13 protein-coding genes are annotated in these 13,410 nt (G+C 71.7%); 5 read left to right on the forward strand and 8 right to left on the reverse strand.

Translation table 11 applies throughout. The features are described from left to right. Positions 1 to 17 precede the first annotated feature (17 nt). From ACZ56U_RS22000 to ACZ56U_RS22015, 4 genes are read right to left on the reverse strand one after another with little or no spacing between them, the layout of a single operon-like run. Positions 18 to 986, reverse strand: coding sequence for an arabinan endo-1,5-alpha-L-arabinosidase (locus ACZ56U_RS22000; RefSeq protein WP_469085686.1), 969 nt, complete (start codon positions 984 to 986; stop codon positions 18 to 20). After that, positions 983 to 1,840, reverse strand: a complete 858-nt coding sequence (locus tag ACZ56U_RS22005) for a carbohydrate ABC transporter permease (RefSeq protein ID WP_469085687.1) — start codon at positions 1,838 to 1,840, stop codon at positions 983 to 985. The genes ACZ56U_RS22000 and ACZ56U_RS22005 overlap by 4 nt, the downstream gene beginning before the upstream one ends. Continuing rightward, positions 1,837 to 2,775 (reverse strand): carbohydrate ABC transporter permease, encoded by a 939-nt coding sequence (locus ACZ56U_RS22010; RefSeq protein ID WP_469085688.1) that lies wholly within the window; start codon positions 2,773 to 2,775, stop codon positions 1,837 to 1,839. Before ACZ56U_RS22010 ends, ACZ56U_RS22005 begins: the two co-directional genes overlap by 4 nt. Continuing rightward, positions 2,772 to 4,121, reverse strand: a complete 1,350-nt coding sequence (locus ACZ56U_RS22015) for an extracellular solute-binding protein (protein ID WP_469085689.1) — start codon at positions 4,119 to 4,121, stop codon at positions 2,772 to 2,774. The genes ACZ56U_RS22010 and ACZ56U_RS22015 overlap by 4 nt, the downstream gene beginning before the upstream one ends. Positions 4,122 to 4,365: 244 nt before the next feature. Here ACZ56U_RS22015 and ACZ56U_RS22020 point away from each other — a divergent pair, with 244 nt between their 5' ends. The 3 genes from ACZ56U_RS22020 to ACZ56U_RS22030 are packed head-to-tail and all read left to right on the forward strand — an operon-like array spanning position 4,366 to position 7,677. Then, complete coding sequence (locus ACZ56U_RS22020) at positions 4,366 to 4,968, forward strand: toxin-antitoxin system, toxin component family protein (RefSeq protein ID WP_469085690.1); 603 nt, start codon at positions 4,366 to 4,368, stop codon at positions 4,966 to 4,968. Then, on the forward strand, positions 4,965 to 6,197 hold the full coding sequence (locus ACZ56U_RS22025; RefSeq protein WP_469085691.1) for an MAB_1171c family putative transporter: 1,233 nt from the start codon (positions 4,965 to 4,967) through the stop codon (positions 6,195 to 6,197). Before ACZ56U_RS22020 ends, ACZ56U_RS22025 begins: the two co-directional genes overlap by 4 nt. Then, positions 6,190 to 7,677, forward strand: a complete 1,488-nt coding sequence (locus tag ACZ56U_RS22030; RefSeq protein ID WP_469085692.1) for an NAD(P)/FAD-dependent oxidoreductase — start codon at positions 6,190 to 6,192, stop codon at positions 7,675 to 7,677. Before ACZ56U_RS22025 ends, ACZ56U_RS22030 begins: the two co-directional genes overlap by 8 nt. 22 nt (positions 7,678 to 7,699) lie before the next feature. Here ACZ56U_RS22030 and ACZ56U_RS22035 read toward each other — a convergent pair whose 3' ends face one another. Both ACZ56U_RS22035 and ACZ56U_RS22040 read right to left on the reverse strand, forming a co-directional pair. Further along, entirely contained in the window at positions 7,700 to 8,551 is an 852-nt protein-coding gene (locus tag ACZ56U_RS22035) for an SMP-30/gluconolactonase/LRE family protein (protein WP_469085693.1), read from the reverse strand. After that, the gene (locus ACZ56U_RS22040) at positions 8,548 to 9,321 is read right to left on the reverse strand and encodes an IclR family transcriptional regulator (RefSeq protein ID WP_469085694.1); all 774 of its coding nucleotides are present in this window, start codon (positions 9,319 to 9,321) and stop codon (positions 8,548 to 8,550) included. The genes ACZ56U_RS22035 and ACZ56U_RS22040 overlap by 4 nt, the downstream gene beginning before the upstream one ends. Positions 9,322 to 9,473: 152 nt before the next feature. On the opposite strand from ACZ56U_RS22040, the gene ACZ56U_RS22045 reads away from it, so the two are divergent. Further along, the gene (locus ACZ56U_RS22045; protein ID WP_469085695.1) at positions 9,474 to 10,748 is read left to right on the forward strand and encodes a TerD family protein; all 1,275 of its coding nucleotides are present in this window, start codon (positions 9,474 to 9,476) and stop codon (positions 10,746 to 10,748) included. A gap of 29 nt (positions 10,749 to 10,777) precedes the next feature. On the opposite strand, the gene ACZ56U_RS22050 is transcribed toward ACZ56U_RS22045, so the two are convergent. Next, positions 10,778 to 11,995 (reverse strand): PucR family transcriptional regulator, encoded by a 1,218-nt coding sequence (locus ACZ56U_RS22050; RefSeq protein ID WP_469085836.1) that lies wholly within the window; start codon positions 11,993 to 11,995, stop codon positions 10,778 to 10,780. A gap of 12 nt (positions 11,996 to 12,007) precedes the next feature. After that, positions 12,008 to 12,160, reverse strand: a complete 153-nt coding sequence (locus ACZ56U_RS22055; RefSeq protein WP_391229296.1) for a hypothetical protein — start codon at positions 12,158 to 12,160, stop codon at positions 12,008 to 12,010. Positions 12,161 to 12,378: 218 nt separating this feature from the next. Between ACZ56U_RS22055 and pgfA the strand changes: the two genes are divergently transcribed. Beyond that, complete coding sequence (gene pgfA / locus ACZ56U_RS22060; RefSeq protein WP_469085696.1) at positions 12,379 to 13,356, forward strand: cell envelope lipid trafficking protein PgfA; 978 nt, start codon at positions 12,379 to 12,381, stop codon at positions 13,354 to 13,356. The last annotated feature ends 54 nt before the right edge of the window (positions 13,357 to 13,410 follow it).

The following is a 13,410-nucleotide window of genomic DNA, read 5'->3' on the forward strand; positions in this document are numbered from 1 at the left end:
ACCTTTCAGGAACGGAGTTACTTGACAACCGGCCAGTCACGGACCCAACCGAGCCTGTTCAGGCCCAGCTTCGGTGTGCCGTTGTCCTCTGCGTCGTAGTAGTGGTAGGCCAGCCAGTCCTGGCCGCGGTCGCGGAAGACCGACTGGCCGCCCGTGCCGATGTACCTCCCGTGTCCCGCCAGCAGCAGGTCGCCGCCGCCCTCCAGCAGCGGCTTGCCGGTGCTGTCGACGTAGGGTCCGGTGACCGTCGTGGACCTTCCGACCCTGATCCTGTACGTGGAGTTCACTCCCGCACAACAGGTGTCGTAGGACGCGAAGAGGTAGAAGAAGCGGCCGTGCCGCACGATGTACGGGCCCTCGACCGCGTACGGGGCGTCGGGGCGGGTGGCCAGGTGGTGGACGGGGGCGCCCGCCTTCGCCCTGCCCGTCCTCGGGTCCAGCTCGACCATGCGGATGCCGGTCCAGTACGAGCCGTAGGACATCCAGAGCCTGCCGTCGGCTCTGACCAGGGCGGGGTCGATGGCGTTCCAGGGGTCGGTGGTCTCGGAGGTGAGGACCTTGCCGTGGTCGGTCCAGGTGCCGGGGAGGCCCGAGGGGGAGGTGGCCACGCCGATCGCGGAGTGGTTGGTGCCCCAGGACGACACCGCGTAGTACAGCCAGTAGCGGCCCGCCCGGTAGGAGATGTCGGGGGCCCAGGGGTCGCCGGTGTCGTTGTACTCGTACCACCAGCTCGGGGGCGTGGCGAAGGCGTTGCCCGCGTCGTCCCACCGCTTGCCGTCCTTCGACAGGCGGGCGCCGATGACGCCGCCGGTGGAGTAGGCGGCGTACTGGCCGGACTTGAGGCGGATGACGGTCGGGTCGTGGATGATCTGCTGGCCCGTGATGGGGCGAGGGTCGGGGTAAGCGGCCTCCGCCTGGGCCGAGTTGGGCAGCAGGGCGAGGACGGCCGCGGCGGTGAGGGCGGTGAGGGCTCTGCGCAGGGTCACTGTCCCGCCAATCCCGTGTGGGCGACGCCCGCCACGATCTGCCGCTGGAAGAAGACGAACACGACGATCAGCGGCAGGCCCGCCATCAGACCGCCGGCCATGAGCTGGGCCCACTGGATGCCGTAGGAGTTCATGACGGTGGCGATGCCGTTGGGCATGGTCATCAGGTCGGGGTTGTTGGTCACCGTGTACGGCCACAGGAAGTTGTTCCACGAGGCGATGAAGGTGAAGATGCCGACCGCCGCGAGGGAGGGCCGCGCGAGCGGGACGACGATGGTGAAGAAGACCCGCCAGCGGCCCGCGCCGTCGATGAACGCCGCCTCCTCCAGCTCCCGCGGGATGCCCTGGAAGAACTTGTAGAGGATGAAGACCATCGCGGACGGGGCGCACTGCGGAAGGATCATGCCCCAGTAGGTGTCGACCATCCCCATCTGCTGGACCGTGGTGAACAGGGGCACGCCGAGGATCGCCGGGGAGACCATCAGGCCCGCCAGCACCACGCCCAGCAGGACGCCCTTGCCCCGGAACTCGGTGCGGGCGAAGCCGTATCCGGCGAGCGCGGACACCACCAGCACGACGGCCGTCACGCAGACCGACACCACCAGGGAGTTGACGAACCAGTTGGTGACGTTGCCGGTCTCCCACAGCGCCTTCCACGCCTGGCCCGTCCACACCTCGGGCAGCCAGTGCGGCGGGATCTCGGCCGCCTCCGCCTCGGACTTGAAGGAGGTGACCAGGGCCGCGGCGATCGGTGCCATGAAGACGGCGGAGACGACCCCGCCGATCACCGTGAGGACGATCTGGCTGGCGGTCCAGGTGCTGCGCGGCTTGAGCTTGATCGGGGTGCTGCTCATCGGACGCTCTCCTCACGGGTGCGCAGCAGCCACATCCGCGTCAGCGCGACGACTGCGATGATCACGAAGAAGATGATGGACATCGCCGAGGCGTAGCCCACGCGGTAGCTGGTGAAGCCCTGTTCGAGGGTGTACTGGACGAAGGGGCGGGTGCTGAGCTCCGGTCCGGGCCCGAAGTCCTGCATCACGACGGCCTGGTCGAAGAGCTGGAGCGAGGCGAGGATCTGGAGCGCGATCACCAGTCCGGTGATGTTGCGCAGCATCGGCAGGGTGATGTGGACCATGCGGTGCCAGGCGTTCGCGCCGTCGAGCCTGGCGGCCTCGTAGAGATGGCCGGGGATGCCCTGGAGGGCGGCGAGGTAGAGCAGGAAGGAGAAGCCGACCGTCCACCACAGGGTCGCGATGACGATCGCGAGCATCGCGTAGGACTTGTCGGTCAGCCAGGGCGTGTCGAGCCCGAGGGTCTCGTTGAACAGGCCGATGCCCTGGGTGAACAGCCACTGCCACAGGTTGGCGGCGACGGTGGAGGGGAGCAGGAAGGGGGCGAAGAAGCACAGGCGCCACAGCCATGTGCCGTGCTCGATGTGGTGCGCGAGCATCGCCAGCAGGAACGCCAGGACCGTGATGCAGGGCACGACGAGCAGGGTGAAGTACGCGCTGTGGCCCAGCGCGTCCCACATCATCCGGTCGTGGAAGGCCTCGCGGTAGTTGTCGAGGCCGATGAAACGCGCGCCCTCGCCGGAGATGTTGGCGTCCGTGAAGCTGAGGTAGAGGCCGCGCAGCAGCGGCCAGGCCACGAACAGGGCGAAGAGCAGGAGGAAGGGGGCGACGAACCAACCCCCGTGCTGGAAGCCCTGCTTGCGGCGGACGGTCGCGGTGGCCGTCGCGCTCCTGGCGCGGGTCGGCGCGACGACGGTCTGAGCGCTGGTCGTCATGCGACCGCACCTCCCTGCGCGGCGGTCCTGCCGTCCATCGGGTTCTTGGAGGCGAGGAGCCTGGTCAGACGGCTCTTCATCGTCCTCGCCACCGCGGCGGGCCGGGCGGAGCCCGTCGTGGAGGAGACGACGACCGGGCCGAGGTCCTGGGCGAGTACACCGGTGGAGCCGGCGAACCACACCTTGGGCTCGGTGGCCTGGTGGTCCATGGCGCTGACGTACTCGTTCTGCGGGGTGAGCTTCTGGTACGCGGGGGTGGACAGGGTCGGGGTGTAGGCGGGGATGTGGCCGCCCGCCGCCCACTGCTGGGCGTGCTTGACGACATAGGCCGCCAGTTCGTGGGCGGCCTCGTTCCCGGGGCCGCCGCGGCCCGACTGGTGGGGCAGCACGAAGGCGTGCGACTCGGCGTGGGTGGCCGGCCTGCCGAAGACGGGCGGCAGCGGGGTGGCGCCGTAGTCCAGCTTCGCGCCGGAGAAGACCGGCACGGACCAGTTGCCCTCCCAGGTGAAGGGGGCGCCGTTGATGAACTGCTCGCCGGTCGGGGCGCCGGGGACGACGTATCCGTCGGTGACGTGCCGGCGCAGGAACTCCAGGACCTGGGTGGCCTTGTCCTCGTCGAAGAGGACGTCGGTGTCGGTGTCGTCGAACCACTGCCCGCCGAGCTGGGTGTAGAAGGCGACGAAGAACCACCACTGGAAGTTCTGGTCGTGGGTCCACAGGCCGATGGTCTGCAAGCCCTTCTTCTGGACGGCCCTGGCCTTCTTCAGGACGTCGAACCACTCCTCGGGGGAGGAGACCGGAATCATCCGGCCGTCGTCGCCGAGCAGGCCGGCCTTCCTCAGGACGTCCTTGCGGTAGAAGCAGAGCTGGACGTGGATGTCGAGAGGGAGGGCGTAGAGCTTGCCGTCGATGACACCGCGCTTCCACAGGGCGGGGTTGAAGTCCCCTTCCCGTACGCCGTACTCGGCGAGCAGGTCGACGTCCCAGGGGTCGAGGAGGCGGCCGGGTGAGAAGCCGGTGACCCGGCCCATGTGCATGACGCCGAGCTCGGGGGCGCGGTTGCCCGCGGCGGCCATGGCGAGCTTGGTGTAGAAGGGGTTGCCCCACTGGAGCGTGGAGTCCTTGACGGCGATGCCGGGGTGTTCGGCGCGGAAGGCGTCCAGCATCGCGATCATGTTGGCGCCGTCGCCACCGCTGAAGAGGTTCCAGTAGCGCACCCGGGTGTCCGCGCCGGCGGCCAGCGCGTCGGCGCCGGTGCCGAGCGCGGCGAAGCCGAAGCTGCCGGCCACGGCAGCCCCGCCCGCGACGGCGAGCAGGTGCCTGCGGTTCAGGTCAGGTCGTCCCATTGCCTGCCCTTACAGTCGGAGAAGAAGATCCACTTGTTCGATATTTCGAAATGCGCTCGCAACTTCGAACGGGACCGTAGATAGGAAGCGCTTTCTAGTCAATGGTCCGGACAACATTTCCAGAACCCCGAACGCCGCTGTCACTGGTACGGAGTTGTACGAACGGTCGCCGGATCGCATGACGTGGACACTTCCCGCCGCGTACGCTCGGACGGGCTGCCGGGCGGCGGCGAGAGGGGGATCGATGGACATCGCGCGCACGAGGGCGGGGCGGGTCGCCGCGGCGCTGCGGCGTGCGAGAACCCGCTCCGCGATGCGCCGGCTGGCCGACGCGCTCGACGCCGCGCTGCACGCCAGACCCACACCCCCGACCGGGGTGCGCGAGGTGTGCCAGGCGCTGTGCGAGGAGATGAGCGCGCGCCGCGGCGGACGCCCCGTCGAACTGCGCTTCGAGCGGTTCCCCGACGAGATCGAGGTGACCGGACTCTGGGTGGAGTTCCAGGACTTCGACCTGGTCATCGTCGAGGAGCGGGCCGAGGCGGTGCAGCAACTGGTCATCCTCGGCCATGAGTTGTGGCACCTCGACGCCGGGCACCGGCACCACCACCACGGCGTCGGCACGGCCGCCGGACACGCCCTCACCGGGCGGCCCGACTGGGACGACGTGGCCCTCACGGTCGCGGCCCGCGACGGCTCCCGGCAGACGGACGAGGCCGAGGCGGACGACTTCGGGCACCGGCTGGCCGCCGCGTTCCGGGGCCTGGCCTGCGGAGAGGCCGACGGCGCCTCCCCCGACCCGGTCCACCGCTCGCTCGGCTATCGCGGACGCGGAGGCAGAACGCGGTGACACCTGCGCAACTGGCCGCAGGGCCGGTCGAGTTCCTCTCCGGCCTGTACATCTCCTTCTGGCTCCCGGGCCTCGTCCTCGGCGTGGCCCTGGCCATCAAGCTGCCCAGCATCGTCAAGCTGTGGCGGGACCCGCTGCTGCGCGCCGTGGGCGGCCTGCTGCTGCTCGCCTGCTCGGTCTTCGTCTTCGCGGCCCCGGGCACCATCGCCTGGACCAACCGGGTCACCGGCGTCCCCAACATCGCCGCGCCCTGGGTGTACTCCCTGATCACCGCGCTGTCCGCGTCCTGGCTGCTGCTGGTGGTGCACTGGCGCGACGGCCACACCGAACGCCGGGAGCAGACCCGGCGCGCGACCCGGTGGGTGGTCTCCGTCTACGCCACCGTGGTGGTCGCGCTGTGGGTGCTGTTCGCGCTGGCCGACGTCCCCGTGGAGCAGATCCAGGACCTGGACACCTACTACGCCACCACGCCGTTCATGCGCGAGGAGATCCTCCTCTACCTGGTCGTGCACACCGTGGCCTGTCTGATCACCGCCCGGCTGATCTGGACCTGGATCCGCACCGAGGGCCTGGACGGCTGGCTGCGCTGGGGACTGCGGTTCCTGAGCGTCGGCTATGTCACCAACCTGCTCTTCAGCGCCGCCAAGTTCACCGCCATCGTGGCCCGCTGGACCGGGCACGACCTGGACTGGCTCAACACCAACATCGCGCCGTCCGCCGCCTGCATCGGCGCCACCATGGTCGCGGTCGGCGTGATCGTCCCGCACGCCGGCCAGTACCTCCAGGAGCGGCTGCTCGTGCGGCGCCGGCGGCGGAGCCTGAAACCGCTGGCCCGGCTGCTGCGGACGGTCGCCGGTCGCCGCGAGCCGTTCGAACTGCGGGCGGCGCCCGAGATCCGGCTCATCCGCCGCGAGACCTACATCCGCGACGCGCTCCTGCAGCTCTCCCGCCACCTCGACGACGACCTGCGCCGACGCGCCCAGGACGCCGCCCTCGACCTCGGCGTCGAGCCCGGCCGGGCCCGAGCTCTGGCCGTCGCGGCGGTGATCCTCGACGCCGTCGAGACCGGACGGCGCGTGCCGGACGGCGACGGCACCGGGGACCCCGACACCACCTACCTGCTGCGGGAGATCCACGCCGTCTCCGGCGCCCTGCGCAGCCCCGACGAGATCACGGCGGTACGCGCCCGCGCGGCCGTCCCGGCAGAGAGCATGTCCGCGCATGAGTGAACGCCCCTCCCCCGCCAGAGTCGCCGTGGTCCTCGGGGGGTCCCATACCGGCATGCTCGCGGCACGTGCCCTGGCCGGACTCGCCGAGCGGGTGGTCGTCGTGGAGCGGGATGTGCTCCCCGCCGGACCCGACCCCCGCAAGGGGCTGCCGCAGGCCCGCCATGTGCATCTGCTCTGGTCGGGCGGGGTGCTGGCCATGGAGGAACTCCTGCCGGGCATCACCGGGGCGCTGCGGGCCGCCGGGGCGCGCCGGACGCCGATCACGACGGACATGGTCGCCCTGTCGGCGCGCGGCTGGTTCCGCCGCTGGCCCGAGTCGCACCACATGGTCCTTGCCGGACGCGACCTGCTCGACGCGACGGTCCGCGAGAGGGTCCTCGCCGACGAGCGGGTCGAGGTCCTCGACGGCACGGAGGTGCTCGGCCTGCTCGGCGACGCTCGGGCGGTCACGGGGGTACGGCTGCGCGGGCGCGACGGCCGCGAGAGCACGCTGCGGGCGGGCCTGGTCGTGGACGCCACCGGCCGGGGCTCCGCGGCGCCCCGCTGGCTGGCCGGGCTCGGACTGCCGGCGCCCGTGCGGCGCGAGGTCGACTCCGGACTGGCGTACGCGAGCCGGCTCCTGCTCGCCCCCGAGCCGGCGCGGGGCGGCTTCCCGGTGGTCAACGTGCAGGTCGATCCACGGGCGGGAGGTCCCGGCCGGGCGGGGGTCCTGCTGCCCATCGAGAACGGCCGCTGGCTGGTCACGCTGAGCGGCACGAGGGGCGGCGAGCCTCCCGCCTCCGCCGGGCCCTCGGGCCCCCGCGACTCCTCGAACCCCTCCGGCTCCACCGACCCCGCCGGCTCCTGCGACCCCTCCGGCTCCTGCGACGACGAGTTCGTCCGCTTCGCCCGCGAGAAGCTGCGGCATCCGATCATCGGCGAGCTGATCGCGCGGGCCGAGCCGCTGTCCGACGTGGCGTTCACCCGCACCACCGTCAACCGGCGCCACTTCTACGAGCGGATGCCGGCCTGGCCCGAGAACTTCACGGTCCTCGGCGACGCGCTGGCCGCGTACAACCCGGTCTACGGCCACGGGCTGGCGGTCGGGGCGCAGAGCGCGCTGATCCTGCGCGAGGTGACCCGGCGGCACGGCTGGGGCGCGCCCGGGCTGTCCCGTCGGGTCCAGAAGGCGGTGGCCCGGCCGGTCGGGGCGGCCTGGGACCTGGCGATCGGCCAGGACGTGTTCTATCCGGGCGCCACGGAGAACGGGCCGACGCTGCGGGACCGGCTGGTGGCGGGGTACGTGGACCGGCTGATGTACACCGCCACGGGCAACGGACGGATCGCCCGCCGCGTGACCGACGTGACGTCGCTGGAGCGGCGGGCGGAGGTGCTGCTGAGTCCGTCGGTGCTGCTGGCGGCGGCGGTGGGGCCGTTGAAGCCCCCGCTGAACGCGCCGCCGCTGACCGCCGAGGAGTTGAAGAAGGCGGGCCTTCAGTAGCCGCCGGGACAGCGGCCGCCCGCTACCCGGCGAAGGCCGGCTGCTCGAACCCCTGCCCCGCGCCCGGTACCACCAGCAGCGAGCCCGCCACCGGGTGCGGGGCGTCCAGGCCGACCCGTGCCGTCGTGATGTACAGGTCGGTCAGGTCGGCGCCGCCGAAGGCACAGGCCGTGACCCTGGGGGTCGGCAGGCTGACGACCCGGTCCAGGTCGCCCCGCGGAGTGTACCGGCGTACGGCTCCGCCGTCCCACAGCGCCACCCACACACAGCCGTCGGCGTCGACGGTGAGGCCGTCGGGGAAGCCGGCGCCGTCCTCGATCTCGGCGAAGGCGCGCCGGCCGGAGACACGGCCGGCGTCGTGGTCGAAGACGTCGACGCGGCGGGTGGGCGAGTCGATGTAGTACATCAGCCGCCCGTCGGGGCTCCAGCCGGTGCCGTTGCTGACGGCGACGTCGTCGAGGACGGTCTCGGTCGAGCCGTCGCCGGTGTACCGGGACAGGGTGCCGCCGCCCGGGGCCTCGTCGTAGCGCATGGTGCCGGCCCACAGGGAGCCGTCGGGGGCGACGGCGGCGTCGTTGGCGCGGCGGCCGGGGACCGGCTCGTGGTGCAGCCAGCGCAGGGAGTCGTCGGCGTCGAGCAGCGCCACCCCGTCCCGCAGGTTCAGGACGAGCCCGCCGCCGGCGCGCGGCTTGGCGGCGCCGACGTGCTGGTCGACGACCCGGGCCGTGCGCCGGCCGGAGACGGGGTCGTAGGTGTTGACGCGGGCGCCGAGGATGTCCAGCCAGATCAGCCGGCCGGAGGCGGCGTCCCAGGTGGGCCCCTCTCCGAGGGTGGCCTCGGCCCGCACGGCGACCTCGTACCCGTAGCGGCTCATGCCACGCTCCGGTGACCGAGGCGCTCGGAGAGTTCGGCGGCGCCCTTGGCGGCGAGCTGCTCCAGCTCCTCGCGGCGGTCGTCGCTCCAGCGGATCATCGGCACGGAGATGGACAGCGCGGCGACGACCCGCCCGGTGCGGTCGCGGACCGGGGCGGCGACACAGGAGACGTCCGGGTTGGACTCCCGGCGCTCCACGGCGAGGCCGCGCTCACGGATCTCGGCGAGGGCCTCGCGCAGGACGGCCGGGTCGGTGATGCTGTTCGGGGTCATCGCGACCAGCTCGACACCTTCCGGGAGCCGGGAGGCGAGCTCCGGCTCGGGGAGCGAGGCCAGCAGCATCTTGCCGACGGAGGTGCAGTGGGCGGGGAGCCGGCGACCGGCGGCGGACACCATGCGCACCGCGTGGGTGGAGTCCACCTTGGCGATGTAGATGACGTCGGTACCCTCGAGGATCGCCACGTGCACCGTCTCGTCGCAGGTCTCGGCGACGGACCGGGCGACCTGCTGGCCCTCGGCGGCGAGGTCGAGCTGCTCGGCGTATCGGCTGCCGAGCTGGTACGGCCGCACCCCGAGCCGGTAGCGTCCGGGCTGACCGGGCACCGCCACGATGTACGACCGCGCGGCCAGCGTGGTCACCAGCTCGTGCACCGTGGTGCGCGGCAGCTGGAGCTTGCGCACGATGTCGGGGGCGGAGAGCGTGCCGTCCCCGTCGAGAAAGAGCTCGAGAATGTCGAGAGCCCGGGTCACGGCAGGTACGAGACGTCCCACGTCCGGCCCCCTCCCTTGCATGTGAGGCTGCGTTCGAAATTTCAACAGCCGATCGGAATGACGAACACAGGCTACTCAACTCGGCTTTCTCCCGGCAATGGTCCTGCGTATACCCGGTGTGACAGGGTGGCCGAAAAGCGGAGGGGGATGCCGTGCCTGAGCTGCTCAAGGGCGGGAACACCGGGCTGGGGCCCGGGGTCGTGACGGTGGAGTTGCGGGTTGCCGGGGAGGCCGTGGATCTGAGCGCTCTGCTCGTCGGGGCGGACGGGCGGGTGCGGTCGGACGGGGATCTGGTCTTCTACAACCAGCCGCTCGCCGAGGGCGGTGCGGTGCGGCATGCGGGGGCCGACGGGGGTGGGGCCGAGCGGGTCGTCGTCGATCCGGGTGGGCTGCCCGCCGACGTGGACCGGGTCGTGCTCGTCGGCAGCTGTGACCCCGACGACACCACCCGTACCTTCCGTGACGTCAAGGAGGTCACCGTGCGGGCCCACCAGGACGGTGGCGAGCCCGTCGTCTTCCACCCGCCCGCGCTGACCGACGGCGAGCGGGCCGTGCTGCTCATGGAGTTGTACCGGCGGGGCGAGGGGTGGAAGCTCCGGGCCATCGGGCAGGGGTACGCGGAAGGGCTGGCCGGACTGGCGACGGACTTCGGGATCGAGGTCGCCGAGCCCGAGCCCGAGGCGCGGGTCCCGGCCCCCGTGCCCGCACCTGTCCCGCCGCCGGCGCCCGCGGGCCGGCCCGCCGACCTCACCAAACCCCCGCTCGGCAAGGTCAGCCTCGACAAGGGCGGCCAGGTCTCGATCAGCCTGGACAAGCAGGACCGCGCGCTGGTCGTCACCGTGTCGCTGGAATGGGACGGCGGCAGTGATCAGCGGCGCCAGCGCGGTGCCGACCTCGATCTGTACGCGCTGTTCGTGCCCGCCTCGCAGGCGCGCCCCGGCGGCGGGCAGGCTGCGGGCACCATCGTCAAGAAGGACCGCTCCGGGCAGAAGGGCGGCGAGGAACCCGGCGTCGTCTACTACAAGAACCTGGGCTCGCTCCAGCAGCCGCCCTACATCCAGCTCGACGGCGACTCCCGCGCCCCCGGCCGCGAGACGATCCGCGTCGGACGGCCCGACGAGCAGGGGTACGTCCTGCTGTGTGCCTACTCCGCGGTCAGCAACGGTTTCGGTTCCTTCAAGAGCTTCGGCGCCCGGGTCGTCGTGGACGACGGTCGCGGCTCCCAGGTCACCGTGCCGCTGTTCGAGAACACCTCGACGCGCTTCTGGGTGGCCATCGCCCTCGTCGACTTCACCGTCCCCGAGGGCGCGGCGGTCCACCAGATCGAGGCCTACAGCAGCCGCATGACCGAGCGCCGCCCGGTCCTGCACCCGGACGGCACGATCCAGATGAACGCCGGCCCGGTGGAGTTCAAGCGCCGCACCTGACCCGGCCCTGACCTCACGACGCGCGAGGCCTACCCCCGTGTCACCCCGAGCGCCCCTCGCAACCGCTGCGCCCTGAGCACCAGTTCCAGCTCGAAGCGGCGGTCCGGGTCGTCGATCTCGGCGCCCCACAGCTCCCGGATCTGGCGCAGGCGGTAGCGGACCGTCTGGGGGTGCACGCCGAGGCGCGCGGCCACCTCCGGGGCGCCGCCGCGGGTCTCCAGCCAGGCCAGCAGGGTCTCGGCGAGACGGCGGCCGTGGGTGGGGCCGCAGTGGGCCAGGGGGGCGAGGCAGCGCAGGGCCAGGTCGTCGATGAGTTCCTCGGGCTGGAGGAGCACCAGCGCCTCCGTGTGCTCGGTGCAGTACAGGACCTCGCCCGCCGGGAGCAGGCCGCGTTCCATCAGCCGTACCGCGGCCTCGGCCCAGCGCAGCGACTTCGCCGCGTCGGCCAGCGGTACCGGGGGTCCGATCGCGCCCGCCCAGCCGGTCAGGGCGCGTTGCAGCAGCTCCGGGCGGCCCGCCGCGTCCGGCTCGGGCACGACCATGCGGGGCTGCTCGTACTCCATGTCCAGGAGCACGCGCTGTCCGACCGCGGGCGGCACCGCCTCCCGTGCCGGGCGCAGCAGGACCCCGACCGCCACCCGTGCGGGCAGCGGCCAGCCGATCCGGGCGGCGCGTTCGGTGAGGGCCTCGGCGGGGTCGCCGTGCCGGTGGCGCTCGGCCAGCAGCAGCTCCATCAGGCGGCGCTGGAGCCGCAGCCGTTCGCCCGCCTGGCGGGCCGCCGCCTCCGCGTAGCCGCGGACCGACTGGTCGACGAGGCCGTCGAGGTACTCGTAGCCCGCGTCGACGAGTTCGTACATCGCGGGCGGCGGGATCTCGACGCGCTGGCCGATGTCGGCGAAGCGGCGCCAGGCGAGGCGTACGCCCATGCGGTAGATGGCCTGTAAGGAGTCCAGGCTGCGGCCGTTGAGGCCCTCGCCGCGGCCGAACTCCTGGAAGACGCCGGGCGGGACCGAGGGGCGGCCCTCGGCGGTCTCCAGGTGCTGGACGAAGACCTCGATGGCGCGGCGGATGCCGACCAGGGCCATGGGTTCGCCCGACTCGTCGAGGACGAGGGGCAGATGGGGGTACTCACGGCGGATCTCGCGCAGGATCTCCTCGGCGAGCGCCGGTGCCTCCGCCATCGCGATCTCCGCGAAGCGGCGCACCTTGAGCCGTGGTACGTCGAGCCAGGCCGAGCGGGAGGTCACCGCCGTCACGGGTCAACTCCCCTGGCCGGCTTGCTCGTACGTGATCAAGGGCGTGTTCGGCTGGTCGGGCGTCGCCTCCAGCAGCGCGACGATCCCGAACGCGGCGCCCACGGCGAGCGCGGCGGCGGCCACGACGGTCAGCGCGACAGCGAGCAGTCTGGACATCGCAGGGTCAGCCTTTCAGTGGCTCGGTCCGGCGTCCCCACCCCGGCGTCCCACCCTGTCTGTCCGTCCCAGTGTCAGCGCGACATTGACACTCCGTCAAGGGCCGCCTACGGTTCCCGGCCCAAGGTCCCTGTCGTCACACTGCCGCCCGCCCCGCGGCGTGACGACGAACCCAGAGCGGCCCGAACTCCGTACCCTCGAGCCCCAGGAGTGCCCGGATGCGCCGTACAGCCTCTCCTTTCTCCCTGATCCTGCTGGGACTTGGCACGTTCTTGCTGGTCCTGGCGCCCATGCTGGCGTGGTACGTGACCCCACGGGCCGCCGTGAACCCGATCGACATCGACCAGACCGCCGTCTACAAGGGCACCGGCCGTGTCTTCGACACCGGCAAGGTCAAGACCCTGGACGGTCAGACGATCACCGTCACCCAGCGGGTGCGCGGCAACGTCGAGGACAGCGAGCGCAGCGGTGACGCGGTGTGGGACGTGACGACCACCGTCGACACCGACAAGACGCTGCCCGCCTCGGATCCGCACGACGCGCTGGACTTCGTGCCGCACCGCTGGGTGATGGACCGCAGGACGACCAAGCCCGTGCACTGCTGCGGCGAGACGCCCTACATCGAGGGCGAGGCGTACCTGAAGTTCCCCTTCGACGTGCAGAAACGCTCCTACCAGTGGTGGGACAACACCCTCGGCAACACGGTCGTGCTGACCTACCGGGATACCAAGAAGGTCCAGGGGTACACGGGTTACCGGTTCACCGGCACGGTCGCCCCGACCCGGGTCGGCAGCCGGATGGTGCCGGGCACCCTCGTCGGCCGGCCCGACAGTCCGCAGGTGCTGGCCGAGGAGTGGTACTCCAACCACGGCTTCGAGCTGGTCGTGGACCAGCGCACCGGCCGCGTGATCTACGCGCAGACCGGCCCGAGGCGCACCCTGCGGGCGCCGGGCGCCAAGAAGGACGCGGTGGTGCTGCTGGACAGCGAGAAGATCGCCTTCACGACCGGGACACAGAAGGACGCGGTGGAGAAGGCCGAGCAGGACAGCGGCCAACTGCGCGCCATCGGCGAGACGGTGCCGATCGGGGCGGCTGTGGCGGGGTTCGTCCTGGTGGTGGCCGGTTCCGTTTTGGTGGTACGAGGGAGGCGGCGTCCCGGTTCTTCCGATACGCCCGGCTCCCCGCTCATGAAGTGATTGGACGTCAGCTCTAATAACGCCGGAAATTGTCACCTCCGTGAGTAGCCACGG

This window comes from Streptomyces sp. NPDC034103 (assembly GCF_055575395.1).